At 70.4% G+C, this 24,353-nt stretch carries 21 protein-coding genes; 8 read left to right on the forward strand and 13 right to left on the reverse strand.

Annotated features, from left to right (window positions below; genetic code table 11):
• Window positions 1-61 precede the first annotated feature (61 nt).
• The 5 genes from JOE64_RS14750 to JOE64_RS01640 form a co-directional block, all read right to left on the reverse strand.
• Window positions 62-1,270 (reverse strand): GDSL-type esterase/lipase family protein, encoded by a 1,209-nt coding sequence (locus JOE64_RS14750; protein WP_204962602.1) that lies wholly within the window; start codon window positions 1,268-1,270, stop codon window positions 62-64.
• On the reverse strand, window positions 1,267-2,073 hold the full coding sequence (locus tag JOE64_RS01625) for an alpha/beta hydrolase (protein WP_204962603.1): 807 nt from the start codon (window positions 2,071-2,073) through the stop codon (window positions 1,267-1,269). The genes JOE64_RS14750 and JOE64_RS01625 overlap by 4 nt, the downstream gene beginning before the upstream one ends.
• Window positions 2,074-2,124: 51 nt before the next feature.
• Window positions 2,125-3,447 (reverse strand): MFS transporter, encoded by a 1,323-nt coding sequence (locus JOE64_RS01630; protein WP_204962604.1) that lies wholly within the window; start codon window positions 3,445-3,447, stop codon window positions 2,125-2,127.
• A 153-nt stretch (window positions 3,448-3,600) separates the two neighbouring features.
• Complete coding sequence (locus JOE64_RS01635; RefSeq protein ID WP_204962605.1) at window positions 3,601-4,677, reverse strand: LacI family DNA-binding transcriptional regulator; 1,077 nt, start codon at window positions 4,675-4,677, stop codon at window positions 3,601-3,603.
• A gap of 19 nt (window positions 4,678-4,696) precedes the next feature.
• On the reverse strand, window positions 4,697-5,506 hold the full coding sequence (locus JOE64_RS01640) for an HAD-IIA family hydrolase (RefSeq protein ID WP_204962606.1): 810 nt from the start codon (window positions 5,504-5,506) through the stop codon (window positions 4,697-4,699).
• A gap of 43 nt (window positions 5,507-5,549) precedes the next feature.
• Between JOE64_RS01640 and JOE64_RS01645 the strand changes: the two genes are divergently transcribed.
• Window positions 5,550-6,506 (forward strand): SDR family NAD(P)-dependent oxidoreductase, encoded by a 957-nt coding sequence (locus tag JOE64_RS01645; RefSeq protein ID WP_271202416.1) that lies wholly within the window; start codon window positions 5,550-5,552, stop codon window positions 6,504-6,506.
• Between the two features lie 526 nt (window positions 6,507-7,032).
• Here JOE64_RS01645 and JOE64_RS01650 read toward each other — a convergent pair.
• Together JOE64_RS01650 and JOE64_RS01655 are read right to left on the reverse strand one after the other, a co-directional pair.
• Entirely contained in the window at window positions 7,033-7,671 is a 639-nt protein-coding gene (locus JOE64_RS01650; protein ID WP_204964909.1) for a metal-dependent transcriptional regulator, read from the reverse strand.
• A gap of 77 nt (window positions 7,672-7,748) precedes the next feature.
• Window positions 7,749-9,023 (reverse strand): Nramp family divalent metal transporter, encoded by a 1,275-nt coding sequence (locus JOE64_RS01655; RefSeq protein ID WP_239531844.1) that lies wholly within the window; start codon window positions 9,021-9,023, stop codon window positions 7,749-7,751.
• Window positions 9,024-9,350: 327 nt separating this feature from the next.
• On the opposite strand from JOE64_RS01655, the gene JOE64_RS01660 reads away from it, so the two are divergent.
• Window positions 9,351-10,094: a TrmH family RNA methyltransferase gene (locus JOE64_RS01660; protein ID WP_204962609.1), complete on the forward strand. Its 744-nt coding sequence runs from the start codon at window positions 9,351-9,353 to the stop codon at window positions 10,092-10,094.
• A gap of 63 nt (window positions 10,095-10,157) precedes the next feature.
• On the opposite strand, the gene JOE64_RS01665 is transcribed toward JOE64_RS01660, so the two are convergent.
• The 4 genes from JOE64_RS01665 to mmsA all read right to left on the reverse strand — a co-directional run bounded on the left by JOE64_RS01665 (window position 10,158) and on the right by mmsA (window position 15,765).
• The gene (locus tag JOE64_RS01665) at window positions 10,158-11,489 is read right to left on the reverse strand and encodes an MATE family efflux transporter (RefSeq protein ID WP_204962610.1); all 1,332 of its coding nucleotides are present in this window, start codon (window positions 11,487-11,489) and stop codon (window positions 10,158-10,160) included.
• Window positions 11,490-11,638: 149 nt separating this feature from the next.
• Entirely contained in the window at window positions 11,639-12,748 is a 1,110-nt protein-coding gene (locus JOE64_RS01670; RefSeq protein WP_204962611.1) for a substrate-binding domain-containing protein, read from the reverse strand.
• Between the two features lie 113 nt (window positions 12,749-12,861).
• Window positions 12,862-14,172 carry a multiple monosaccharide ABC transporter permease gene (gene mmsB, locus JOE64_RS01675; protein WP_204962612.1) on the reverse strand — a complete coding sequence of 437 codons (1,311 nt, stop codon included), beginning with the start codon at window positions 14,170-14,172 and terminating at the stop codon, window positions 12,862-12,864.
• 48 nt (window positions 14,173-14,220) lie between these two features.
• Entirely contained in the window at window positions 14,221-15,765 is a 1,545-nt protein-coding gene (mmsA, locus tag JOE64_RS01680) for a multiple monosaccharide ABC transporter ATP-binding protein (RefSeq protein ID WP_204962613.1), read from the reverse strand.
• Between the two features lie 270 nt (window positions 15,766-16,035).
• On the opposite strand from mmsA, the gene JOE64_RS01685 reads away from it, so the two are divergent.
• The 4 genes from JOE64_RS01685 (at window position 16,036) to JOE64_RS01700 (ending at window position 21,135) form a co-directional block, all read left to right on the forward strand.
• On the forward strand, window positions 16,036-17,229 hold the full coding sequence (locus JOE64_RS01685; RefSeq protein WP_271202417.1) for an ROK family transcriptional regulator: 1,194 nt from the start codon (window positions 16,036-16,038) through the stop codon (window positions 17,227-17,229).
• Window positions 17,226-17,990, forward strand: coding sequence for an ATP-binding cassette domain-containing protein (locus tag JOE64_RS01690; protein WP_204962615.1), 765 nt, complete (start codon window positions 17,226-17,228; stop codon window positions 17,988-17,990). Before JOE64_RS01685 ends, JOE64_RS01690 begins: the two co-directional genes overlap by 4 nt.
• A gap of 92 nt (window positions 17,991-18,082) precedes the next feature.
• Window positions 18,083-20,062: a M13 family metallopeptidase gene (locus JOE64_RS01695; RefSeq protein WP_204962616.1), complete on the forward strand. Its 1,980-nt coding sequence runs from the start codon at window positions 18,083-18,085 to the stop codon at window positions 20,060-20,062.
• Window positions 20,059-21,135, forward strand: coding sequence for a serine hydrolase (locus JOE64_RS01700; RefSeq protein ID WP_271202418.1), 1,077 nt, complete (start codon window positions 20,059-20,061; stop codon window positions 21,133-21,135). The genes JOE64_RS01695 and JOE64_RS01700 overlap by 4 nt, the downstream gene beginning before the upstream one ends.
• 23 nt (window positions 21,136-21,158) lie before the next feature.
• Here JOE64_RS01700 and JOE64_RS01705 read toward each other — a convergent pair whose 3' ends face one another.
• Window positions 21,159-22,343, reverse strand: a complete 1,185-nt coding sequence (locus tag JOE64_RS01705; protein WP_204962617.1) for a 4-hydroxybenzoate 3-monooxygenase — start codon at window positions 22,341-22,343, stop codon at window positions 21,159-21,161.
• Between the two features lie 83 nt (window positions 22,344-22,426).
• A complete protein-coding gene (locus JOE64_RS01710) occupies window positions 22,427-23,176 on the reverse strand; it encodes an IclR family transcriptional regulator (RefSeq protein ID WP_204962618.1) in 750 nt (249 codons plus the stop codon).
• Between the two features lie 44 nt (window positions 23,177-23,220).
• On the opposite strand from JOE64_RS01710, the gene JOE64_RS01715 reads away from it, so the two are divergent.
• Both JOE64_RS01715 and JOE64_RS01720 read left to right on the forward strand, forming a co-directional pair.
• Window positions 23,221-23,634: a DUF3054 domain-containing protein gene (locus tag JOE64_RS01715; protein WP_204962619.1), complete on the forward strand. Its 414-nt coding sequence runs from the start codon at window positions 23,221-23,223 to the stop codon at window positions 23,632-23,634.
• Window positions 23,635-23,682: 48 nt separating this feature from the next.
• Window positions 23,683-24,345, forward strand: coding sequence for a nucleotidyltransferase domain-containing protein (locus JOE64_RS01720; protein ID WP_239531668.1), 663 nt, complete (start codon window positions 23,683-23,685; stop codon window positions 24,343-24,345).
• The last annotated feature ends 8 nt before the right edge of the window (window positions 24,346-24,353 follow it).

Genomic DNA, 24,353 nt, shown 5'->3' on the forward strand with positions numbered 1-24,353 from the left:
CAGCAGGGTCTGCTCGGTCGGGTTCACGACGCCTCCTCCGCCCGGGCACAGGCGGGCAGTGTCAGCCTAGCTCGCGGCGCGGGACGAGCCCGTCCTCCCCGAACACGGCGGCGGCGAAGCGGGCGGCGATCTCGGCGTACAGCTCCGCGTCGGGGTGCAGGCTGTCGGGCAGCGTGTAGCGGGCCTGGTCGTCGGGTCCGAACAGGCTCAGCCCGTCGAGGTAGGAGATCGGTTCGCCGGATGCCGCGCGCACGCGTGCGACCTCGGCGAGCTGCCGCCGCGACTCCGTCATCGTGAGCGCGCCCTTCGCGACGTCGCCGGCGGCGCCCGTCGTGTGGCAGCGCACACGCCCGCCCTCGAGGAACTCCACATCGGCCGGCCCGGGCACGTCCTCGCTGCCCGGCCAGAGGATCGAGGACGCCAGCACGATCGGCGTGTCGGGGTGGCCGACGCGTACCCGGTCGAGAAAGCCGTGCACCGCCGGGGTGAAGGTGCGCTGGTCCATCGAGCGGGCGCCGACGATGTTGACGCCCACCTTGAGGGAGATGACGTCGGCGGGACTCGCCGCGATCGCATCGGCGACGAATGGATCGAGCATGCACTGTCCGCCGAAACCCAGGTTGACGAGCGACAGGTCACTCCTCCGTGCGGCGATGACCGGCCACGCCCCGGTCGGTGAGGGAGTTTCGACGCAGTGGCTGATCGAGCTGCCATGGTGGATCCACACCGGCGCCCGAGAGGGCTCGGCGGCCGCGACCGGGGCATCCGCGCTCAGATCCTGCAGGTCGACGGTCATGCCCTGCGGCAGCCACACGGTGACGTCCTTCTCGCCGGCGCCGTCGAGGGTGAACTCGAGCGTCGCGGGGGGCGACATGATGGACGAGCTCGCCGCATCCCCCGTCCAGGACAGGCGGCGGATGTCGGTGACCGGCGCCCGCACGACGTGCACCGGCGCGCCGTCGACCTCGACCACGATGTCGTTCACGGGACCGGGGAGCTCGTCGAAGAACAGCTGCGTGCAGCGCAACGTCAGCGACAGCCGCGTCGCCGCCGTCGTGAGGCGCACACGCACGCCGCTCGCGTTCGAGGTGATGGCGCGCAGGATCTCGCCGTTCGGCGGAAAGTGCGCCCCAGCGCGGCGCGGCAGACGCAGCGGGCGGATGCCGTCGGTGTCGTCGATGTCGAGGTGACCTTCGAGCAGCACGTCGACAGCGCCGAGGCGCACGACCTCGCCGATGCCGGTCGCGGGGGCGATGAGCGGAGTGGTCACGAGGCGGTCCTTTCGGAGTGGTTCTGGATGAACGAGACGGTGCGCGCGATGAGGTCGTCGCGCTGGGGCAGCTGCGCCCAGCCGTGGTCGGCTCCCTCGACGACGACGAGTTCGGCGCGCTCGCCGAAGACATCGGCCTGCGTGTACCTCTCGGCGCAGCGCAGGGGCACGAAGTCGGCCGTGCCGTGCAGAAGCAGCGCGGGCCCGCGGTAGGCGGCCGCTCTCGCGTACGGGTCGAAGCCGAGCGCGTCGTCACGCATGGCCGGGCCCATGCGCATGCCGAAGAAGTCGAAGAACCCGCCGGGCGCATCGAGCGCCGCGAGCGAACGGCCCTGGATCTGCCCGGCTCGGATGTCGTCGACGAAGACCGATGCGGTCGACCACATCGTGAGCGAGCGGACGTCCGCCTCCTCGGCTGCAACTGCGGCGGCGATCACCGACCCCAGGCTCATGCCGACCAGGTGCACGTCGTCGGCGTCGACCTCGGGGAGTGCGCGCACCGCGGCGAGCACGTCGCGCGTGTCGGCGATGTCGCCGGATGCCGTCGTGTCGAAGAACTCGCCGTCGCTCTCGCCGTGGCCCGCGCGGTCGAACGCCACGACGCCGATACCCGCCGCGACGAGCGCGCGCGCCAGCGTCACGAAGACACCGGTCGTCTCGACGCGGCTGCCGCCGAATCCGTGCAGCAGCACCGCCGTGGTGCGCGGCGCAACCGGCCCGGTCGGTGAGGGGTCACCGGGCAGGTAGTGCGTGCCGCGGAGGGTGAGCCCGCGGACCTCGGTGGCGAAGGGCTGAACGTTCATGGGGCATCCGATCTCTCGATGGGCGGAACGGGGTGATGTGGCCCGGCTCGGTCAGGGGCGCAGCGGGTCGCCGGCGAGAACCGGCGCGACCGGGGATGCCGCGGTCACCAGTCGATCCTCGACGTCGAACTCGTTGCGCACGCCCCGACGGAAGCCGACCCAGCCGATGAAGAAGCCGAGCGCGGCGACGATCGACACCCCGGCGTACACGCCGCTCGGGTTGAGGACGAGCAGAGCCGGGGTCACGACGTTGAATCCGGCCGTCGCGAAGCGCGCCACGGCGTAGACCGTGCCCTGCGCGGTCGAGCGCAGCATGGTCGGGAACGATTCCTGCGTCCACACCTTCATGATCGTCTCGAAGCAGAACGCTCCCGCGAACGTCGACACGAGCACCGACACGATGAGCGCGGGCAGGGTGAAGCCGAAGACGACCGGCACGAGGTTCGCCGCGACGACGGCGATCGACCCGGCGACGAAGTACGACATCCGCCAGCGCGTGTCGGCCACCGCCATGAACCACACGGCGCCGAGGATCGCGGCGGGCATCGCGAGCAGCGTCCAGGTCTGGTACTCGTTCACCGGGATGCCGGCGACGTTGACCGCCACGAAGGGACCGAAGCTGCCGGCGACGCTGACGGCAACGGAGGCGAGCGTGTAGTACACCAGCAGCGTCACGAACGGGCGGCGGTACGGCGCGCGGCCGAAGTCGCGCAGACGGCCCCGCTCGGCCCGGACGGTCTGCACACCGCTGAGGCGTTCGTCGCGGGCGGCGATCCACGATGCCGACTCGGGGATCGTCAGGCGCAGCAGCAGGACGACGATGCCCACGCCGCCGAATGCGGCGAACATGATGCGGCCTCCGGTCTCGCCGAGCGCGCCGAAGAAGATGCCGATGAGGACGGCCAGCAGGATGCCGAACCCGCCGAGCAGGTTCGAGAAGACGAGGATCTTGCCCCGGTTGCGGTCGGTCGCCGCCTCGGAGATCGAGGCGAGGGCGGCGGGGAGGTCCGCGCCGACGCCGAGGCCGATCAGGGCGATGCCGGGGAGCAGGAGACCGATGGAGACCCCGAGGAACGGGGTGAGGGAACCGAGGACGATGAGGGTCATCGTGACGAGGAAGACGCGTCGGCGCCCGAATCGGTCGGCGAGCCTGCCGCCGACGAGCGAGCCCACCGCGACACCGGCGGTGAGGACACCGGTCAGCAGCCCGACCTGGTCGAACGTGAGCCCGGCCGCTCCCGGAGCCGGTGACTGGAACAGCACCAGAGCGACGGCGATGCCGGTCGTCGCTGCGGCGTCGACGAACGTCGCCATTCCGCAGACGAAGCCCACCCACCAGGGGTTGGGAGAGGTGCGAGCGAGGGTGGCGCTCATGGTCATACTCCTTTGTACGTGCGGATGAAGGAAAACGGCGGCGGCATCCGTGCCCGACATCGGTCCTTCCGGGCATCGGTGCCGTCGAGACACAAGCTATACCGATTTAGCTGGAACGGCAAGACCCGCTCGCACACGACGAAAGAGGGCGATTCAGTCGCGAGGCGGGGCGATCGAGGCGCCGTCGGTCGGAGGCATCCGCAGTCGTTCGACGCGCGCCTCGCCGTGCTCCAGAAGGAGCTCGGCGGCACGGCGCCCGATCTCGACCTGCGGCAGGCGCAGCGACACGAGTGCGGGGTCGGATGCCGCGGCGAGCAGGCCGCCGTCGAACGACACGAGCGACACGTCGGTCGGTACGTGGAGCCCCGCGCGCCGCAGGGCGTTGCCCACGCCGATCGCGACGGCGTCGTTGATGCAGACGAGGGCGCGAGGGACGACGCCGTCGGCCAGCAGTCGCTGCGCGGCGGCGAACCCGTTGCGCACGTCCCAGTCGTCGTCGATCGCGACCTCTCCCGCGAGATCGGTTCCGGCGTCCTGCAGGGCGTCGCGAAGCCCCCGCAGGCGCAGGGGGAGGGCCATCGGCCCCCACGCGTGCCAGGCGTCCCCTCCGGTGCGGCCCGGGGGGAACGTGCCGACGAACCAGATGCCTCGGTCGTGACCCGCCTGCAGCAGCAACTGCGCGGCGGCCGCACCGGCCTGCTCCTCGTCGGGGATCACGGACGAGACGGCCGGGCCCTCCGTCGCTTCGCAGTTCATCAGCACCAGCGGCACCCGCCGGGCCGACGCCGGCACCTCGACGCGGCGCGTGAACATCGACGCGTACAGGATGCCGTCGATGTCGCGTGCGATCAGATCGTCGAGAAAACGCTGTTCGACCTCGGCATCGCCCTGCGTGTCGACCGTGAACAGCAGCAGGCCCGCCTCGCGCAGGCGTTCCAGAGCCCCTCGCACCATCGAGTTGGCGAACGAGGTCGAACTGACGAAGTCCGAGACGAGCGCGACCGTCCCCGATCTGCCCGTGCGCAGCGTCTTCGCCGTGACGTTCGCACGGTAGCCGAGGTCGTCGGCGGCGCGGCGCACGCGGGCCATCGTCTCGGCGGACAGGCGCTGATCCAGGCGTCCGTTCAGAGCGAAGGATGCCGCGGAGCGGGAGACCCCGGCTCTCTCGGCGACCTCGGCGAGCGTGACGCGGCGTCCCGAACCGTCGGGTCTCGCGTCTTCGCTCGTCACTCCGCCGCCTCGGCCCCGCTCACAGGATGTCCGGGTCCTCGGATTCGACCGGCTCGGCGGAGAGCAGGTCGGCGACCGAGTCGAGGACCTCGTCGGGGCGGAAGGGGTAGCGCTCGATCTCGGCGTCGTCCGAGATGCCGGTGCGCACGAGGATCGTGTGCAGGCCCGCTTCGATGCCCGCCACGACGTCTGTGTCCATCCGGTCGCCGATCATCCCGGTGTTCTCGGAGTGCGCGCCGATGCGGTTCATCGCCGAGCGGAACATCATCGGGTTGGGCTTGCCGACGACGTACGGCGCCTTGCCGGTCGCGTGCGTGATGAGCGCGGCGAAAGACCCTGTCGCCGGAACGACGCCGAACGGGGTGGGTCCGGTGGCATCCGGGTTCGTGATGATGAACCGGGCGCCCGCGTTGATGAACCGGATCGCCTGCGTGATGCGGTCGAACGAGTAGTTGCGCGTCTCGCCGACGACGACGTAGTCCGGCTGCGTCTCGGTCATGACGTAACCCGCCTCGTGGAGGGCGGTCGTCAGGCCCGCCTCGCCGATGACGAACGCCGTGCCGCCCGGATGCTGCGAACGCAGGAACTGCGCCGTCGCGAGCGCCGAGGTCCAGATGCGATCCTCGGGCACCTCGAGCCCCGAGATCCGCAGCCGAGCACTGAGATCGCGCGGTGTGTAGAAGGGGTTGTTGGTCAGCACGAGGAAGGGTGTTCCCGTGTCGCGCCACTGCGCGAGAAGCTCCGCAGCCCCGGGGATGGGCTTGTTCTCGTGGACGAGAACGCCGTCCATGTCTGTGAGCCAGCACTCGATATCGGCGCGTGTCCGCATACCCCCCACCCTAGCGGGGGCGCGGGGGCCTAGTCTCAGTCTCGTGGCACGCGACGATTGGCACCCGGACCGCCTCGCCGACCTCGAGGGCAGGCGGTACCTCGTCACGGGTTCGACGGCCGGGCTGGGGTTCTTCGCGTCGCTGCAGCTCGCCGAAGCGCGTGGGCACGTCATCATGACCGGTCGCAATCCGAACCGGCTGGCATCCGCTCGTGCTGCGGTGCGGCGCTTGGTTCCGGATGCCTCGGTCGAGACGCTTCTGCTCGACACCAGCAACCTCGGGTCGGTGCGTGCGGCCGCCGCGACCGTGCGCGGTCGCGCGGGTCTGCACGGCCTGCTTCTGAACGCCGGCATCGTGCATCCGCCCAAGCATCGCGAGACCACTCCGGACGGTCACGAGGTCGTCTTCGCGACGAATGCCCTCGGCCATTACGCGCTCGCGGGCGAACTGCTGCTGCCGCTCGCGGCCGGGCGAGGGCGCATGGTCTGGGTCGGCTCCATGTCGACGTCGATGTGGCCCTACGACCCGCTCGACCCCGAGCTCGAGAACGGCTACACGCCGTGGCGTGCGTATGTGCAGTCGAAGGTCGCGACGGCGGCTCTCGGGCTCGAGGCCGACCGGCGTCTGCGCGCCGCCGGAGTGCCGATCGCGAGTCTCGTCGCGCACCCCGGGTTCTCGATCGGCGGCCGCACGCGCGGCATCGTCGGGATCAACGAGCCGTCGCTCGCCAAACGCTTCACCGACAACCTGCAGGCGCCGATCACGCAGTCCAAGGAGCGCGGTGCCTGGTCGCTGGTGCGCGCCCTCGTCGACCCGGATGCCCAGGGCGGCGACTTCTGGGGACCCTCGCGGATCGTGCACGGCGCCCCGCGACTCGCCACACCGTCGAAGATCACGCGCGACCCGGAGATCGCCGCACGCCTCTGGCACTACTGCGAGCACGCCACCGGCCTTCCGTGGCCCTACCTCAAGGCCAGCCGCGCCCGTCGCCGCCGCTGATCCTGCGGCATCCGTCCCGCTGCCGGGCGTTGCTGGTGCTGCGGGTGCCGCGAGGCGCTGCGAGTTGCTGTGGGTATGTGAGGCGCTGTGGGGTGCTGTGGGTGCTGTGGGTGCTGTGGGTGCCGCGAGGCGGTGCGGGGTGCTGTGGGTGCCGAGTCGGGGCCTTGTCCCCTTTTGTGCGGGTGCATGTCCCACTTTCGGCGGAGCATGTCCTACTTTCTGTCGTTCGGCGAGTGTCCGGACGACAGAAAGTGGGACACGGTGTGGCTGCGGCGGGAGTGGAGCGGAGGTGAGGCATCCATGTCGCGCTCGGGGGACATGGTGGGTGGGATGCCTGGTGAAGCGCATCCGGCTGGGGCAGGCGTGCCCGGCGTGGTCTTCCTTGGCGGGCGTGTCCCATTTTCTGCAGGCTGTGTCCCAGATTGTGCTGTTCGGCGAGGGGCCAAGCGACAGAAAGTGGGACACGGTGGGCGTTTCCGGGGCAGTCGCCGCCCCGAGCTCCCCCCCCGGTCGCGGCAGCGCCGGGTCAGACGGTCAGCCAGACCGCGGATGCCGCGCCGGCGGGCAGTTCCAGGGTCGCGCCGCCATCCACGCGCACCGCATCGCGCCCGGCGACCGTGACGGTGTGACCCACGTCGACCCCCGCGGACTCGAGTGCGCGCAGCAGCGCGGGGTCGCGGTCGCTCACGCGCAGCACGCGTCCGACGTGCCCGATGCGCGCTTCGGCGAGCAAGACGAAGGGCTCACGCACGACCGCGCCCGAGGCATCCGGGATCGGATCGCCGTGCGGGTCGCGCGTCGGATGCCCGAGGCGCGCCGACACCCCCTCGAGAAGCCGGTCGCTGATCGTGTGCTCGAGCACCTCCGCCTCGTCGTGCACCTCATCCCACGCATAGTCGAACTCGCGAACCAGCCATGTCTCGATGAGCCGGTGCCGCCGCACCACGGCCGCTGCACGCACACGCCCGGCCTCCGTCAGCGACACGGGGCCGTACGGCCGGTGCGACACCAGCCCCTGTGCGGCGAGTTTCTGCACCATCTCGGTCACCGTCGAGGGCGCGAGGCCGAGCTCGGATGCCAGCTGCGACGGCGTCACGGGCGCGGTCTGCCACTCGGTGTGGTGGTAGATCGTCTTCAGGTAGTCGTCGACGGCCGAGGACTGGATGTGCACGCACACAGGCTATCCGGCGCGCGGCGGGTGGGCCCTGTCCGCTCTCACCCGCGGGTGGCACCGGTTCGCCCTCACCCGCCGGTGAGCACGAGCCACAGCAGCAACCCGTTCAGCGCGATGAGGAACACGGCGGCTACGGCGCCGGCCGCGGTCGTCCACCACCTGTTGCGCAGCCCACCGAGCACATCGCTGCGGGCGGTGAGGGCGACCAGCGGCACGAGTGCGAACGGGATGCCGAAGCTCAGCACCACCTGGCTGAGCACGAGTGCCCAGGTCGGATCGGCGCCGAGCGCGAGGATCGCGATCGCGGGGACGAGCGTCACGAGGCGTCGCAGGATCATCGGCACGCGCACGCGCAGCAGCGACTGCATGATCTCCGCACCGGCGTACGCGCCGACCGCCGTGCTCGCCAGGCCGCTCGCCAGCAGCCCGACGGCGAACAGCGTCGCGACCACGGCGCCGAGCCCGGTGTGCAGCGCCGCGTAGGCGCCCTCGAGGGTGTCGGTGCCCGGCACGCCCGCGAGGTTCGCCGCGGCCAGCAGCAGGATGCAGAGGTTCACCGTGCCCGCGATCACCAGCGCGACCGTGACGTCCCAGCGGGTCGCGCGCAGCAGACGCGGGATGCCTGCGGCGCGGTCCTCGGGCCGCGCCGACGCGGCCACGAAGCGGTCGCGCGCGAGCGCACTGTGCGCGTAGATCGCGTGCGGCATGATCGTCGCCCCCAGGATCGACGCGGCCAGGAGCACGGAGTCCGACCCCTCGAAGCGGGGGACGAGACCCGCGGCGACGCCCGCGCCATCCGGCGGGGCGGCGAACACGCCGAACGTGAATCCGAGCGCGATGACGGCGAGAAGCCCGATGACGACGAACTCGAACGCGCGCGCGCCGCGCCGTTGCTGCACGAGCAGCAGCACGATCGACACGGCGCCGGTGATCAGCCCACCGAGCGGCAGCGGCACGCCGAACAGCAGCCACAGCGCGACGGCTCCACCGATGACCTCGGCGACGTCGGTCGCGACGGCGACCAGCTCGGCCTGCAGCCAGTAGGCGCGGCGCGCCCAGGGGCTGCGCATCCGATCGCCGAGCACCTGGGCGAGGCTGCGACCAGTGACGACGCCGAGCTTGGCCGACAGGTACTGGATGAGCCACGCCATCGCATTGCCGAGCACGACGACCCAGACGAGCAGATAGCCGAAGCGCGCACCGGCCGTCATGTTGCTCGCGACGTTGCCGGGGTCGAGGTAGGCGACTCCGGCGACGAGGGCCGGGCCGAGCAGCCACGCGGCGCGCTGACCGCGCGGGGTCCCGCCTGTGGGAGCGGACAAGTCGTTTCGCGGGGTGCGCATCGGCCGGGTCGGGACGTCAGATTTCGGCATGCCGAAAAATTAGCAGATATTTCGGGTGACCGAAATATCCGCGCCACGGGCCGAACTCCTCCATATCGGTGGGTGTGGAACACGCGCCCCGCGGCTTTCTGCGGGGCGGTAGCTCCGGAGCGTGCGTGATGGAGGAGTTCGGGCCGGGCCGCGCGCGAAGGGGCCAGGGCGGGGCGGGTGAGGGGCCGGGCGCGGGCCAGGACGGGGTGCGGGTGCGGAGCCGCGCGAGGGGGAAGGGCGCGAGCCAGGACTGGGGCGGGCCGAGGCGGGGGCGGCGCCAACCGTTAGCCTGATGCGGTGAGTCAGACCGAGGACCCGGCGCGCCGAGAGCCGCAGTCGGAGCCCGCGGAGCCCACGGAACCGACGGAGCCCACGGAACAGCCGGAGCCGGCGGAACCGACGGAGCACGCCGAGCCGGCCGAGCCGGCCGAGGTCGAACTCCCCGTCGGAGTCGGCCCCTGGCCGGGCGGGCCGGATGCCTGGCCCTCCGACCCGCGCTACGACCCCGATCTGCTGGCGAACGGCGACCGCCGCAACGTCGTCGACGCGTACCGCTACTGGACCATGGCGGCGATCGTCGCCGATCTCGACGCGCACCGGCATCCGTTCCATGTCGCGATCGAGAACTGGCAGCACGACATGAACATCGGCTCGATCGTGCGCAGCGCCAACGCCTTCGGCGCGGCCGTGGTGCACATCGTGGGTCGTCGGCGCTGGAACCGCCGCGGCGCCATGGTCACCGACCGCTACCAGCATGTCCGTCACCACGACGATGTCGCCGCGCTCGCCGCCTGGGCCCGAGACGCGAGCCTGCCGATCGTCGCCGTCGACAACGTCGACGGCTCGGTGCCGGTCGACCGGGCCGATCTGCCCGAGGCGTGCGTCCTGCTCTTCGGTCAGGAGGGTCCCGGGCTGTCGGGCGAGGCGATCGCCGCGGCATCCACCGTCGTCGAGATCACCCAGTACGGCTCGACCCGCTCGATCAACGCGAGCGCGGCCGCCGCCGTCGTGATGTACGAATGGTGCCGCCGCTGGGCGTGAGCGCTCCGTCTGCTCGCATCGCGGTGAGCCCGCGGGCGATCCGTGCCGCAGAGGCGGCGCCGGTCATGCCCCCGCGGTGAGCCACTGCGGGCGCCGCACACGCCAGCCCAGGGTCGCCAGACGCGCCAGCATGTAGACGCCGAAGAAGCACGCGGCGAGCCACGCGAGGCCGACCGCGCCGGTCGGATGCAGCAGCCAGACGGCGACCAGTGCGGGGGCGTACGGCACGAGGTTGAGGGCGCCCGCGAGCGCGAGGTAGCGGGCGTCTCCCGCTCCCATCAGCACGCCGTCCAGCACGAACACGACACTGCACACGGGCTGCGCGACGGCGAGCACGATCAGCGCGGGCTGCACGAGCGCCGCGACATCCGACGATCCCGTGAAGACGAGCCCGATCACACCCGAGAGAGTGCCGATCGTGCCCCCGACCACGACACCGAACCAGGCGCCCCACGCCACCGTCCGGCCGAGCACGCGGCGTACGAACAGCTCGTCGGCGGCTCCGAGGCCGCGACCGATCAACGCCTGCGCGGCGATCGCCAAGGCATCCAGTGCGAAGGCGGCCGTCGAGAAGATCGTGAAGGCCACCTGCCATCCGGCGAGCTCATCCGTGCCGATCGAGGTCGCCACGACGACGGTTGCGAGGAACGCGGCGCGCAGCGACACGGTGCGCAGGAACAGCCACCCGCCCGTTGCCGCCGACCCGCGCAGCCCCTCGCGCTGGGGCAGAACGGATGCCGCATGCCGCCGTGCCAGGCGCCCGATGACGAACGCGTACGCGCCGACCATCGACCACTGCGCGAAGACCGTGCCCGCGGCCGACCCTGCGATGCCCCAGCCGAACCCGTAGATGAAGAGGGCGTTCAGCGCCGCGTTGAGGGCGAAGCCGATCCCGGCGATCCACAGCGGCGTCACCGTGTCCTGCATGCCGCGCAGAAGGCCCGTCGCGGCGAAGACGATGAGCATCGCCGGAAGGCCCCACATCGACAGCTGCAGATAGATGACCGCCTGGTGGCCGACCGCGGGGTCGGCGCCGAACAGCGAGACGAGGCCCGTCGTGGCGAGAGAGCCGACGACGGCGAGGACGGTGCCGAGCGCGAGCGCGAGCCACAGACCGTCGATCCCGGCGCGCACGGCGCCCCCGTGCTCACCGGCGCCGAATCGGCGTGCGACGGCCGGCGTCGTCGAATAGGCGAGGAACACCATCAGTCCGACGATCGTCTGCAGAATGGCCGATGCGATCCCGAGCCCCGCGAGGGGGACGACGCCCAGATGCCCGACGAGGGCGGCGTCGACGATGAGGAACATCGGCTCGGCGATCAGCGCGCCCAGCGCCGGCACCGCGAGGCGCAGGATCTCGCGATTCAGAGAGCGGGTCTGGCGGGACGTGGGCATGCAGAGAGCCTATGCGCGGTGGCGTGGCAGGGAGGTGCGGCGGCTGGCGGCGCGCGGTGGCGGGCGTGAGCCGGTGCGGACGCGAATGCGAACGACGAAGAAGGCGGTGAGGGGATGCTCCCCTCACCGCCTTCTCTCTCAGACGCTGATTACTTCAGCAGCGCGAGACGCGACGGGTCCTTCGCGAAGACCTCCTGCGCGTTGTCCTTCGTCACGACCACCGGGTCGAGCTGGTAGACGTCGACCTTTCTGGTGCCGTTGTCGACCTGCTCGCTCGGGGCGGGCAGCGCCTTACCGGCCTGCAGGTCCTTGATCAGCTCGATCGTCTTGTCGACGAGCTGGTCGGTCGGCTTCGCGACCGTGGAGTACTGCTTGCCCTGCCAGATCGAGACGATCGACTCGTTCTCGGCGTCCAGACCGGTCACGACCGGGACGTCCTGGCCGGCCTGCTGGGCCGAGGTCAGGATGGCGCGAGCGATGCCGTCGTTGGGGGACAGCACGCCGTCGATCTTCTTGTCGCTGTACGAACCCGACAGCAGCGAGTCCATGCGGGCCTGGGCCTTGGAGTTGTCCCAGTCCTGCGTGGCGACCTGCGTGAACTGCGTCTGGCCCGACACGACCTTCAGGGTGCCGTCGTCGATCTTCGGCTGCAGCACCTTCATCGCGCCCTCGAAGAACGCCGGGGCGTTCGGGTCGGCGGGACCGCCGCCGAAGAGCTCGATGTTGTAGGGGCCGTTGCCCTTGCGAGCGGCGAGGCCCTTGAGCAGCGACTCGCCCTGCAGCTCACCGGTGCGCACCGAGCCGAACTGCACGACCGCGTTGACGGCGGCGGTGTTCTCGAGCAGACGGTCGTAGCCGATGACCGCGACGCCGGCGGCGGCGGCCTTCTCGAGCACCGTGCCGAGCTGCTTGCCGTCGACGGGGCCGACGACGATGACCTTCGCGCCCTGCTCGATCATGGCCTCGATCTGCTGCTGCTGCTGCGGCGCCTTGTTGTCGGCGGCCTGGACGAGAGGCGTGAAGCCCGCGTCCTTCAGCTTGCTGGTGAACAGGTCGTCGGCCTCCTTCCAGTTCTGGGTGCCGAGCCAGGGGAGCGAGATGCCGATGGTCGCGTCGGCCGCGAAGCCGTTCGCGGATCCGGAGGCGTCGGTGCTTCCGGAGGCGTCGCCGCCGCGGCCGCCACCGCTGCAGGCGGTGAGCGCGAGCGCCGTTGCGGCGAAGACCGCCGCGAGTCCGAGGGTTGTCTTCTTCAGCTTCATTGGTGGATTCCTCACTGTTGGGTACTGCGGATGGGTGGGTCAGGGGGTGTTTCCGGCACGCCGGTCACCGCCGTCCTCGCAGGGCGAGGCGGGATGCCCGGTGTGCCGTTCGGTCAGGCCTGGGGAGCCTGGGGGGTCTTGCCTGCCTCGTCGCGACGCAGGCCTGCGCTGACGGCGACCGGCTTCTCGGGGGCGGATGCCCCGCCGACGCTGAGCGGCTGCTTGTTCGCGAAGAGGCGGCCGGTGATCGAGGGGCGGCCCTGCTGCTTGTTGTAGACGTCGAACGCGACGGCGGCCAGCAGCACGAGGCCCTTGATGATCTGCGTCTTGTCGGCGCCGATGCCCATGAGCATGAGGCCCGAGTTGAGGACGGCCATGACGAGGCCACCGATCATCGATCCGATGACGGTGCCGATGCCGCCAGAGACCGCCGCGCCGCCGATGAAGACGGCTGCGATGGCATCCAGCTCCCACGCCGTGCCGTCACCGGGGCCGGCCGAGGTGGAGCGGCCGACGAACAGCAGACCGGCGAGGGCCGCGAGGAACGACATGTTCATCATCACGAGGAAGTAGGTGCGCTTGGTGTTGACGCCCGACAGCGCCGCCGCCGTGCGGTTGCCGCCGACCGCGTAGATGTGGCGGCCGAACACCGTGCGCTGAGTGATCACGTGGTACACGATCACCAGCAGGACCAGGATCACGCCGGGAACGGGGAACGAGGTTCCGGGGCGGCCCGAGCCGAAGATCCAGGTGAGGTAGCCGATGACCGCGGCGATCAGCAGGAAGCGCACGACGCTCACCCACAGGGGCGACGGCTCCGAACCGGAGCGGATGAGTGCGGCGCGGCGGCGGAACTCCGACCAGCCGAAGAAGGCGATCGCGATGAGGCCGAGCAGCAGCGTGGAGTTGTTCATGCCGGTGAAGGTGGGGCCCCACTCGGGCAGGTAGCCGGCGCCGAAGTAGCGGAACTCCTCCGGAACGGGAACGCTGATCGAGTCGCTCATCCAGATCACCGCGCCGCGGAAGATCATCATGCCGGCGAGGGTCGTGATGAAGCCGGGGATGCCGAGCTTGGAGAGCCAGAAGCCCTGCCAGGCACCGATCGCCGCGCCGATCACGAGGCCGAGGATGATCGCCATCCACCACGAGAGCCCGAAGTCCCGGGCCGACAGCGCCGCGGTCATCCCCACGAAACCGGCCACCGATCCGACGGACAGGTCGATCTGCCCGATGACGATGACCATCACCATGCCGATGGCGAGGATGAGCACGTACGCGTTGCCGGAGATGAGGTTCTGGAAGTTGGAAGAGGTCAGCATGCGGCCGTCCGACCACACGTTGAAGGCGAGTAGGAGCGCGACGAGCGCGATCACCATCGTGTACTGACGGATGTCTCCGCCCAGTACTTGCTTGAAAACCTTCATGATTCCTGTCCTTCGGGGTTCGTCATTGAGCTGGTCCGAGAGCTGCGATCAGGCAACGTCGCGGGAAGAGGTGGTCATGAGGCGCATCAGGCGTTCCTGGTCGGCCTCTTCGCGAGCGAGCTCGCCGGTGATGCGGCCCTCGCAGATGGTGTAGATCCGGTCGCTCATGCCGAGCAGCTCCGGCAGCTCGGACGAGATGACGACGACGGCCTTTCCGGCGTCGGCGAGCTCGTGGATCAGCTTGTAGATTTCGTACTTCGCGCCGACGTCGATGCCGCGGGTGGGCTCGTCGAGGATGAGCACGTCGGGGTCGGGGAACATCCACTTGGCCAGCACGGCCTTCTGCTGGTTGCCGCCGGACAGCGTCGAGATGCCGACGTCGACGGAGGGTGACTTGATGCGCAGCGAGGTGCGGTATCCGTTGGCGACGCTGAGCTCTTCGCTGCCGTCGATGAGCCCGCCGCGGACGATCGCGCCCAGGTTGGCGGACACGATCGTCGCCTTGATGGTGTCGAGCAGGTTCAGGCCGAGGGTCTTGCGGTCTTCGGGCACGTAGGCGAGGCCGGCGCGGATGGCTTGCTGCACCGTCGTGGCGTGCACCTCGCGACCACGGATGAACATCTGGCCGGAGCGGTAGATGCCGTAGTTGCGGCCGAACAGCGAGCGGGCGAGTTCGGTGCGCCCGGCGCCCATGAGGCCCGCGAAGCCGACGATCTCACCGGCGCGGACGACGAAGCTCGAGTCCTTGCAGATGTAGCGTCCGGGGATCTGCGGGTGCTCGACGCGCCAGTCGCGTACCTCGAACAGCACGTCGCCGATGTCGGGCGTGTGCTCGGGGTAGCGGTGGTCGAGCGAGCGGCCGACCATCGCTCGGATGATCCGGTCCTCGTCGACGTCGCCGGCGGTCACGTCGTAGGTCTCGACCGTGCGGCCGTCGCGGATGACGGTGACGGAGTCGGACACCTCGGCGATCTCGTTGAGCTTGTGCGAGATCATGATCTGCGCGATGCCGCGCGAGCGCAGCCCCTTCATCAGAGCGAGGAGGTTGGCGGAGTCCTCCTCGTTGAGTGCCGAGGTCGGCTCGTCGAGGATCAGGAGTCGCACGTTCTTCGACAGCGCTCGCGCGATCTCGACGAGCTGCTGCTGTCCGACGCCGAGGTTCTTCACGGCGGTGTCGGGGTCGGCCTCGAGACCGACGCGCGCCATCAGCTCGAGAGCGCGGCCACGGGCCTCGGACCAGTCGATGATGCCGCGCTGGACGATTTCGTTGCCGAGGAAGATGTTCTCGGTGACCGAGAGCTCGGGGATGAGGGCGAGCTCCTGGTGGATGATGACGATGCCGGCGCGCTCCGAGGACTTGATGTCCTTGAACTCGACTTCCTGGCCGTCGAGCAGGATCTCGCCCTCGTAGGTGCCGTGCGGGTACACGCCCGAGAGCACCTTCATGAGGGTGGACTTGCCCGCGCCGTTCTCGCCGCAGATGGAGTGGATCTCACCGCGCCGTACGCTCATCGTCACATCGTCGAGGGCCCGGACACCGGGAAATTCCTTCACGATGTGGCGCATCTCGAGGATGACCGAATGCTCTGTCATGAGAACCCCAACGTTCTAGTTCGTCTTCACTGTCGACCGACAGGGATCACGGTAGGGGTCCGCACCCTCGCGCGCAATTGAGAATTTGATCCGATACCCGTTTGTTATCTTCGAGACTCGATGCCAAGCAGGGGAAAACCGCGGAATCACGGCGGAGTCGGCTGTGGGAATCGCCGAAAATTTGTTTCGAAGAGATTCGAAGACGCGGTTGACTTCGACCACTGAACTCATGGTCGGATGGTTATCGTTCCCACCGCTACCATTCGAGGGGTGAGGACAACGCCGCCGCAGTTGGGATCGCAGCCCGCGCTGCGGGAGGCCAACAGCCAGCGGATCGTCACGGCCATCCGACACCACGGAGCCCTCACCCAGGTCGAGATCGCGGCGGCCACCGGACTGTCCCAGGCGACGGTCTCGACGATCGTCAAGCATCTGGTGGGGCAGGGCGTCGTCGACACCCGGACCACCGTGCGCACGGGGCGTCGGGCGCAGCTGGTCACCCTCGCGCAACGATCCGGTCTTGCGGTCGGCGTGCAGATCGGCAGCCGGTCGCTGCGGGTGCTGGTCGGAGACAGTGGGTACGAGGGCCTCTCCGAGAGGGTGCTGCCGCTTCCCCGCGACCACCGCGCCGACACGACCCTCGACAGGGTCGCGCTGCTGATCGTCGACCTCCTCGAGGACCTCGGCGCCGACCTCTCCGACGTCGTCGGCGTGGGGATCGCCCTGCCCCCCTCCCGAAGCCCCGGGACGGAGCGGCTTCGCCCGGTCGATGCCGCCGACGAGTGGCACGAGACCGATGTCGCAGAGGTGCTCTCCCGACGGCTCGGCGTGCCGGTGGTCGTCGAACAGGATGCCACGGCGGGGGCGGTCGGCGAGCTGCGCTTCGGTGCGGGCCGGGGTGCCACCGACATCCTCTACGTCCGCTGCTCATACCTGGTGAACGCGGGAATCGTGCTCGGCGGCCGGCCTTTCCGTGGCCGCCGCGGTCTGTCGGGCGAGGTCGGTCACGTCGAAGTCGACCCGTCGGGCGCCATCTGCACGTGCGGCAGCCGCGGATGCCTCAACACGGTCGTCGGCGCCGATGCGCTCACCGATCTGCTGCGCATCTCGCGCCCGCGGATCACGCTGCGCGACCTCATCGCCCTCGCTCTCGAGGGCGATGCGGGTTGCCGGCAGGTGATCGCGGACGCCGGCGCCGCGATCGGCGCGGTCGTGGCCGGACTCGCCCTCGCCCTCGATCCCGAAAAGGTCGTGGTCGGTGGCGAGCTCGCCCAGACCGGCGAACTGCTGATCGGTCCGCTGCGCGACGCGCTCTCCCGACGCGTGCCGTTGGCGGGCGTCGGCGGGGTGGACGTCGTCGCGGGCGAACTCGGCTCCGAGTCGGAAGTGCAGGGTCTGGTCGCCCTCGCCTTCGATGCGGCGGCCACGGGGGCGACCGCCTCCGCAGGAAAGGAACAGACATGAGCGATCGCGGTGCTCCGCTGCTCGAGTTGTGCGGCGTCACGAAGCATTTCCATGCAGTCGAGGCGCTCGTCGACGCGGAGCTGGTCGTCGAGCGCCGCGAGGTCGTTGCGCTCGTCGGCGACAACGCGGCGGGCAAGTCGACTCTCGCACGCATCGTGTCGGGCGTGTACACGCCGGATGCCGGTGTCGTGCGCCTCGACGGGGAGGAGGTGTCGCTGTCGACGCCCACCGAGGCGTTCCGCAACGGCGTCGCGGCGGTGTTCCAGGAGCTTGCCCTCGCGGAGAACCTCGACGTCATCTCGAACATCTTCCTGGGGCACGAACTTGTCCGCGGCGGCCTGCTCGACATCGACGAGATGACGCGGCAGTCGCGCGCCTTCCTCGATCAGCTCGGCGGGGGCGTGCCCAATCTGCGGGTGCCGGTCTCGGAGCTCTCCGGCGGGCAGCGCCAGTGCGTCGCGATCGCGCGCACCCTCGTCGGGTCGCCTCGGCTGGTCGTCCTCGATGAGCCCACCGCTTCGCTCTCGGTCGCGCAGTCGGCGCAGGTGCTCAGCTACATCGAGCATCTGCGCGAGCTGCGCGTCGGGGTGATCTTCATCAGCCACAATCTCGCCGACGTGCGCGCGGTCGCCGATCGCATCGTGGTGCTGCGGCACGGCCGCAACAACGGCATCTTCGATGCGGCCTCGAGTCGGTACGAGGACGTGATCGCCGCGATGACCGGGGCCCGTCGGTTCGACGAGAACGGCGAACCGCGCTGACGCGCAGAGCGGGCGGCATCCGCAACCTATGACCCTCCCGTGACCTCGCCCGCGGGCTCGGCGGCGTCGGGGGTGCCGCGTACTCTGGAGCCATGACCGAGAACTCCCCCCGCTCGGGGATCGAGCTGTCCGAGTTGAGTGCCGATGTCCGCCCCCAGGACGACCTCTTCCGCCACGTCAACGGCGCCTGGATCGAGCGCACCGAGATTCCCGACGACAAGGCCCGCTGGGGCTCGTTCCACCTCATCGCGGAGCAGGCCGAGAAAGATGTCCGCGCGATCATCGAAGAGTCGGTGTCGGCCGAGCCCGGCACCGAAGCGCGCAAGATCGGCGACCTCTACACGAGCTTCATGGACACCGAACGCATCGAGCGGCTCGGCGCGGCACCGCTCGCCGCGCAGCTCGCGCGCGTCGACGCGATCGACTCGGTGCCCGCTCTGCTGCGCACCGTCGGCGAGCTCGAGCGCGAGGGCATCGGCGGGCTGTTCGGCACGTACATCGAGCCCGATCCGGGCAACCCGCAGCGCTACGTCGTCTTCATCGTGCAGTCGGGCCTGTCGCTCCCCGACGAGAGCTACTACCGGCTCGAGGGGTTCGACAAGACGCGCGTCGCCTTCCGCGAGTACGTCGCCGGAATCCTGGAGCTGGCGGGGGTCGCGGATGCCGCGGCGCAGGCCGACCGCGTGCTCGCGATCGAGACCGAGATCGCGAGTCACCACTGGGACAACGTGCGCAGCCGCGACGCGGTGGCCACGTACAACCTCATGACGTGGGGCGAGCTGGAGGCTCTCGTCGGCCTCGACCTCGCGCCGTGGCTCGACGCCGTGGCGCCGGGGCACCGCAGCGGTTTCGCCGAGGTCGACGTCAATCAGCCCAGTGCGCTCGAGGGACTCGGCACACTCCTCGTCGAGGATCGCCTCGACGACTGGAAGGCGTGGCTGCGACTGCACATCGTCCGGGCATCCGCGGCGTTCCTCTCCCGCGCCTTCGTCGACGCCAACTTCGCGTTCTACGGCACCGAGCTCACCGGCGTTCCGGTCAACCGCGAGCGGTGGAAGCGCGCTGTGAGCTTCGTCGAGGCGGCGATGGGAGAGGCCGTCGGCAAGGTCTACGTCGAGCGGCACTTCCCGCCGCAGGCGAAGGTCGAGATGGACGAGCTCGTCGCGAACCTGATCGAGGCCTATCGGCAGTCGATCTCGACTCTGGAATGGATGACGCCCGCGACGCGCGAGCGCGCTCTCGAGAAGCTCGCCGCCTTCACCCCGAAGGTCGGCTACCCCGTGCGGTGGAAGGACTACTCGGCGCTCGAGGTCGACCCCGCCGACCTCATCGGCAACGTGCTGCGCACGAACGCCTGGGAGCACGATCGCCAGCTCGCCAAGCTCGGCGCGCCCATCGACCGCGACGAGTGGTACATGACCCCGCAGACGGTCAACGCCTACTACAACCCGCTGATGAACGAGATCGTCTTTCCGGCGGCGATCCTGCAGTATCCGTTCTTCGATCCCGAGCGGGATGCCGCGGCGAACTACGGCGGCATCGGTGCGGTCATCGGGCACGAGATCGGTCACGGCTTCGACGACCAGGGTTCCGCGTTCGACGGCGCCGGAGCGCTCAACGACTGGTGGACGGACGAAGACCGGGCGGCGTTCCAGGAGCGCACCGGGGCGCTCATCGCCCAGTACGACGCGCTCGTACCGCAAGGACTCGCCGCCGAGCATCACGTCAACGGCGCGCTCACGATCGGCGAGAACATCGGTGACCTCGGCGGGCTCGGCATCGCGCTCAAGGCCTACCGCCTGCACCTCGCGGCGTCCGGCGAGGACGGCGACGGTCCTGTGATCGACGGGCTGACGGGCATCCAGCGCCTGCTGCTGAGCTGGGGGCAGATCTGGCAGCAGAAGGGCCGCGAGGCCGAGACGATTCGTCTGCTCACCATCGACCCCCACTCGCCGAACGAGTTCCGCTGCAACCAGATCGTGCGCAACGTCGACGAGTTCTACCGCGCGTGGGACGTGACCGAGACCGACGGTCTGTGGCTCGACGCCGACAAGCGCGTCACGATCTGGTGACCGAGAACTCCCGCCTCCGGCGGCGGGGCTCGGACGCGTCGGGCGACTCCGCGGCGGCGCGTGCGGCGTCATCGGGCGAGCGTGCGTCGGCCCGCCAGGCGCGCTCCGACGTGCCCTCCGTCGTCCGCAGCGGCGGAGCGGACGCGGGATCGACGATCGACGCACCCGGCGCCGCATCGCGCAGATCGACGCGAGGGCGACACGCAGCACCGGAGGGGCAGCCGCCGCGGCGGGCGTCCCTGCGTACGCGGTCGTTCATCGGCACGCTCAAGGCGCTCGAGCAGCTCGTCGCGGCCGGAGCAGTAGTCGCCGTCCGGATCACCGACCTCGACAGCGGTGACGAGATCCTGAGCGGCGACGACCACGTGACGCTGCCCGTCGCCGGTCTCGGGATCGTGCCGCTCCTGATCGAGGTCGCCGCGCAGATCGAGTTCGGCCAGCTCGATCCGCTCGAGATCATCGACCGCAGCGCCCTCGAGCCCGTTGCGGTCGCGGGGCTCTGGCAGCATCTGGCCGCCCCCGCGCTGCCGGTCGCCGACCTCGCGGTGCTCGCTGCGGCGGCCTCCGACGCCTCGGCCGCGAACGCCCTGATCGGCAGGGTCGGGCTCGAGGCCGTGCGTGCGCGGATGGAGGCCATCGGCCTCGCGAAGACGGCTCTGCTCGACCGCTTTCGCAACGTGCGCGGCCCCGATGACGCGCCTCAGGTCGCGCTCTCGTCGGCCGGCGAGCTCGCGCGCCTATTCGCGTCGCTCGTGAACGCGCAACTGGTCTCGCCGGGCGTCAGCGCCCAGGTCGCCGAGTGGCTCAACCGGGGCCAGGACCTCGCTCTCGTCGGCGCTGCGACCGCGCTCGATCCGTTCTCACACGAGGATGATCGGCACGGGCTGCTGTTCGTGAACAAGACCGGTCGCGCCGACGGCATTCGGGCCGAGGCGGGTGTGCTCGCCGGTCCGCGCGGAGGTGTCGCCTACGCCCTGATCGTGTGCTTCGACGACCTGTCGATAGCCCACCGGCTGCGCGCGCACGAGGCCTTCCGGGCGCTGGGACTCGACCTCATGGAGCACGTGTATTGACGCCGGCGGTGCGGCGCCACCGATCATGCGGCGACGAACGGCCACCCCGTGTACGCCTCGGCGATGAACGTGCGGCCCGCCTCGGACTCGACGACGCTGCGCAGCTCACCCGCCTGGCGGCGGCGGTCGAAGTCGGTGGCATCCGGCGCGGTGTGCAGCATGCTCGTCATCCACCACGAGAAGTGCTGCGCCTTCCAGATGCGCCGCGACGCCAGCTCGGCGTAGTCGTCGATGAGACGCTCGTCGCCGTCGGTCAACAGGGCGTCCAGCGCGCGGGCGAGGATCACCACATCGGCCACGGCGAGGTTCATGCCCTTCGCCCCGGTCGGCGGGACGGTGTGGGCCGCATCGCCCACGAGGGCCGCGCGACCGCGCCGCAGCTCGCGCGCGACGAAGCTGCGGAAGCGCAGCACATCGCGCTGGAAGATCGGCCCCTCGACGAGGGTCGTGCCCGGGACGCGGGCCTGCAGGGCCTGCCAGATCTGCGCCTCGGACAGGGCGTTCGGGTCGGTGGCGGGGTCGCACTGGAAGTACATACGCTGCACCTCGGCGCTGCGCTGGCTGATGAGGGCGAAGCCGTCGGCGGAGTTGCTGTAGATCAGCTCGTCGGCGCTCGGCGGCGCGTCGCAGAGGATGCCGAACCACGCGAACGGGTACTCGCGGAAGTAGCCCTCGCTCGATGCGCCCGCGACGACCGGGCGGACGACGGAGCGCGACCCGTCGGCGCCGACGACGAAGTCGGCGTCGATCTCGAAGGACGCGCCGTCGGCATCCTGTGCGATCACGCGCGGACGGAGGGTGTCGGCATCCTCGACCCGCAACGCCGTCACGCCGAAACGGAGGTCCTGCCCCGCGCCGATGCGCAGGGCCAGCAGGTCCTTCAACGCCTCGTGCTGCGGGTACAGCCACACACTGCGCCCGACGAGCGAGGGGAAGTCGATGCGGTGCGGCTCGCCGTGGATGCGCAACTCGATGCCGTCGTGGCGCTGACCGACGGAGTGCACCCGCGTGTTCGGGTCGATCTCGGTGAGCAGGTCGGCCGTGCCCTGTTCGAGGATGCCCGCGCGGATCGTGGACTCGATGTCGGTGCGGGTGCGCTGATCGATGACGACCGACGAGATGCCGGACTGCTCCAGCAGGTGCGACAGGATCAGCCCGGCGGGGCCGGCGCCGACGATCGCGACCTGCGTGCGGACGGTGGTGCTCATGACGTCTCCTTCGACGGATGGGGGCTGGCGACAAGTGTGCCCGGAGCGTTCCGTGAAAAAGTGCGATATCCCGTTGAACGGGATCAGCGTGTGTCGCGGAGGTCGGCTTCGATCGCCGCTCCGGCGTCGCGCAGCGCCGTGAGCGCCTCGTCGGGAGAGCTGCTGCGCGGCAGCACGACAGAGACGGCGGCGACGACCTCTCCCCGGTCGCGGATCGGCACCGCGACTCCCGTCGAGACCGACTCGACCGACCCGGGTGCGATCACGTAGCCGGCGCGCCGGACCGCGCGGAGGATGCCTCGGAGCACCCCGGGGTCGGTGACCGTGTCTCGCGCGACGAGGCGAAGGGGTGCCGCGAGCACGCGCTCGCGGAGGTCCGCGTCGGCGTAGGCCAGCAGGACGAGGCCCGACGATGACGCGTGCAACGGCAGGCGCCCGGCGATGCGGGTGATGTTCGCGCCGGCATCCGGATGCGACAGTCGCTCGAGGAAGAGCGCCTCGTCGCGCTCCAGGACCGCCAGCTGCGTGTGCTCGCGGACGATTTCCTGCACGCGCGCCATGTGAGGCAGGGCCGCCTGGCGAAGGCGCAGCGCGCGTGAGCCGCGCAGTCCCAGTTCCCACAGTCGCATGCCGAGGTGCACGCGTCCGTCTTCGTCGCGTTCGAGCAAGCCGGAGATCGTGAGCTCGGCGACGATGCGGTGGGCCGTGGACGAGGGCAGCCCCGCGCGACGTGCGATGTCGCTGGCCGTCTGCACCGTGCGATCGGTGTCGAATGTCTCGAGGACGCGCACGATGCGCGCCGTCATCGAGTCGCCGGAGCGCGAGTTCGCCACGGGGGTAGCCTCTCACGCGCCCGTGCGGAACGTACGCTGGAGCCATGACCGTGCCGTCCTCCCGCACCCGCCCCGCATCGATCGGCCCCGCCGCACCCCCGCGGGCGGTCGTCGTCTCGGCCGCGTTCGATGTCGTGCTGGTCGTCGTGTTCGCCGCGATCGGGCGGGCGAGCCACGGCGAGGACGTCTGGGGCGGCCTCGCCGTCACCGCGTGGCCGTTCGTCGTGGCGCTCGTGCTCGGGTGGCTCGTCGTGCGCGCCTGGCGCGCCCCGGATGCCCCGGTTCGCACCGGGCTCGCCGTGTGGGCGGTCACCGTCGCCGGAGGCATGGTGCTGCGTGCCGTGAGCGGTCAGGGCGTGCAGGTCGCCTTCATCATCGTCGCCGCGGTCGTCCTCCTGCTGTTCCTCGTCGGGCGCCGCGCGCTGACGCGCCTCATCGCGCGCGTCGGGCGGCGCTGAGCGCAGATCCCGGGCGAACCGGCGCCGACGGCGCGGTAACCTCGTCGCATGCTCCGCCCCGACGACGCTGCCACGGACGCCGACCCGGTCACCTGGCGCGCGCTCGACGTCGACGGCGTCGTGCGGCTCTTGCATGAGGCATCCGTCCGCTGGTGGCTGTCGGGAGGAGCGGCGCTCGATCGGTGGGTCGGGCATCCGATCCGGCCGCGGACCAACATCGACGTCAGCGTCACCGCGGGCGACCTCGCGGGGCTGGTCGCCGCGCTCCCCTCCGGGGTGTCGGCGTGGGCCACCGTCGGCGACGACGTCGTGTCATTCGACGAAGCTCCGGAAGACGCCGACCTGCAGCCCGTGCTCGTGCGCGACGACGCGTCGGGTGCGACGATCCTGCAGATCAACGCCGAGGACGGTGCGCCCCGCGCGTGGGTCTACAAGCGCGACCCGCGGCTGCAGCTGTCGTGGGTCGAGGCCGTGATCGACCTCGACGGGGTGCCGACCGGAGCGCCCCAGGTGCAGCTCGTCTGGAAAGCGCTGCGCCCGCGACCTGAAGACACGCTCGACAAGGATGCCGTGCTGCCGACCCTCTCGCCCGAGGCGGTGGCGTTCTACGAGACGGCGCTGCTGCGCATCCACCCGCACTCGACGTGGTCGATCCACGTGCGGAGCCCGTTCGCACCCGCCAAGGCGAGCTGGAACAGGCCCCGCGCGTAGGCGCCGCG

It is taken from the genome of Microbacterium dextranolyticum (assembly GCF_016907295.1).
GTDB lineage: Bacteria > Actinomycetota > Actinomycetes > Actinomycetales > Microbacteriaceae > Microbacterium > Microbacterium dextranolyticum.

Coding starts and splice junctions, on each gene's coding strand:
- JOE64_RS01625 (WP_204962603.1), bottom strand. CDS start 2,073: ATGAACGTTCAGCCCTTCGCCACCGAGGTCCGCGGGCTCACCCTCCGC.
- JOE64_RS01630 (WP_204962604.1), bottom strand. CDS start 3,447: ATGAGCGCCACCCTCGCTCGCACCTCTCCCAACCCCTGGTGGGTGGGC.
- JOE64_RS01640 (WP_204962606.1), bottom strand. CDS start 5,506: ATGCGGACACGCGCCGATATCGAGTGCTGGCTCACAGACATGGACGGC.
- JOE64_RS01655 (WP_239531844.1), bottom strand. CDS start 9,023: ATGCGCACCCCGCGAAACGACTTGTCCGCTCCCACAGGCGGGACCCCG.
- JOE64_RS01665 (WP_204962610.1), bottom strand. CDS start 11,489: ATGCCCACGTCCCGCCAGACCCGCTCTCTGAATCGCGAGATCCTGCGC.
- JOE64_RS01670 (WP_204962611.1), bottom strand. CDS start 12,748: ATGAAGCTGAAGAAGACAACCCTCGGACTCGCGGCGGTCTTCGCCGCA.
- mmsB (WP_204962612.1), bottom strand. CDS start 14,172: ATGAAGGTTTTCAAGCAAGTACTGGGCGGAGACATCCGTCAGTACACG.
- mmsA (WP_204962613.1), bottom strand. CDS start 15,765: ATGACAGAGCATTCGGTCATCCTCGAGATGCGCCACATCGTGAAGGAA.
- JOE64_RS01690 (WP_204962615.1), top strand. CDS start 17,226: ATGAGCGATCGCGGTGCTCCGCTGCTCGAGTTGTGCGGCGTCACGAAG.
- JOE64_RS01695 (WP_204962616.1), top strand. CDS start 18,083: ATGACCGAGAACTCCCCCCGCTCGGGGATCGAGCTGTCCGAGTTGAGT.
- JOE64_RS01705 (WP_204962617.1), bottom strand. CDS start 22,343: ATGAGCACCACCGTCCGCACGCAGGTCGCGATCGTCGGCGCCGGCCCC.
- JOE64_RS01715 (WP_204962619.1), top strand. CDS start 23,221: ATGACCGTGCCGTCCTCCCGCACCCGCCCCGCATCGATCGGCCCCGCC.
- JOE64_RS01720 (WP_239531668.1), top strand. CDS start 23,683: ATGCTCCGCCCCGACGACGCTGCCACGGACGCCGACCCGGTCACCTGG.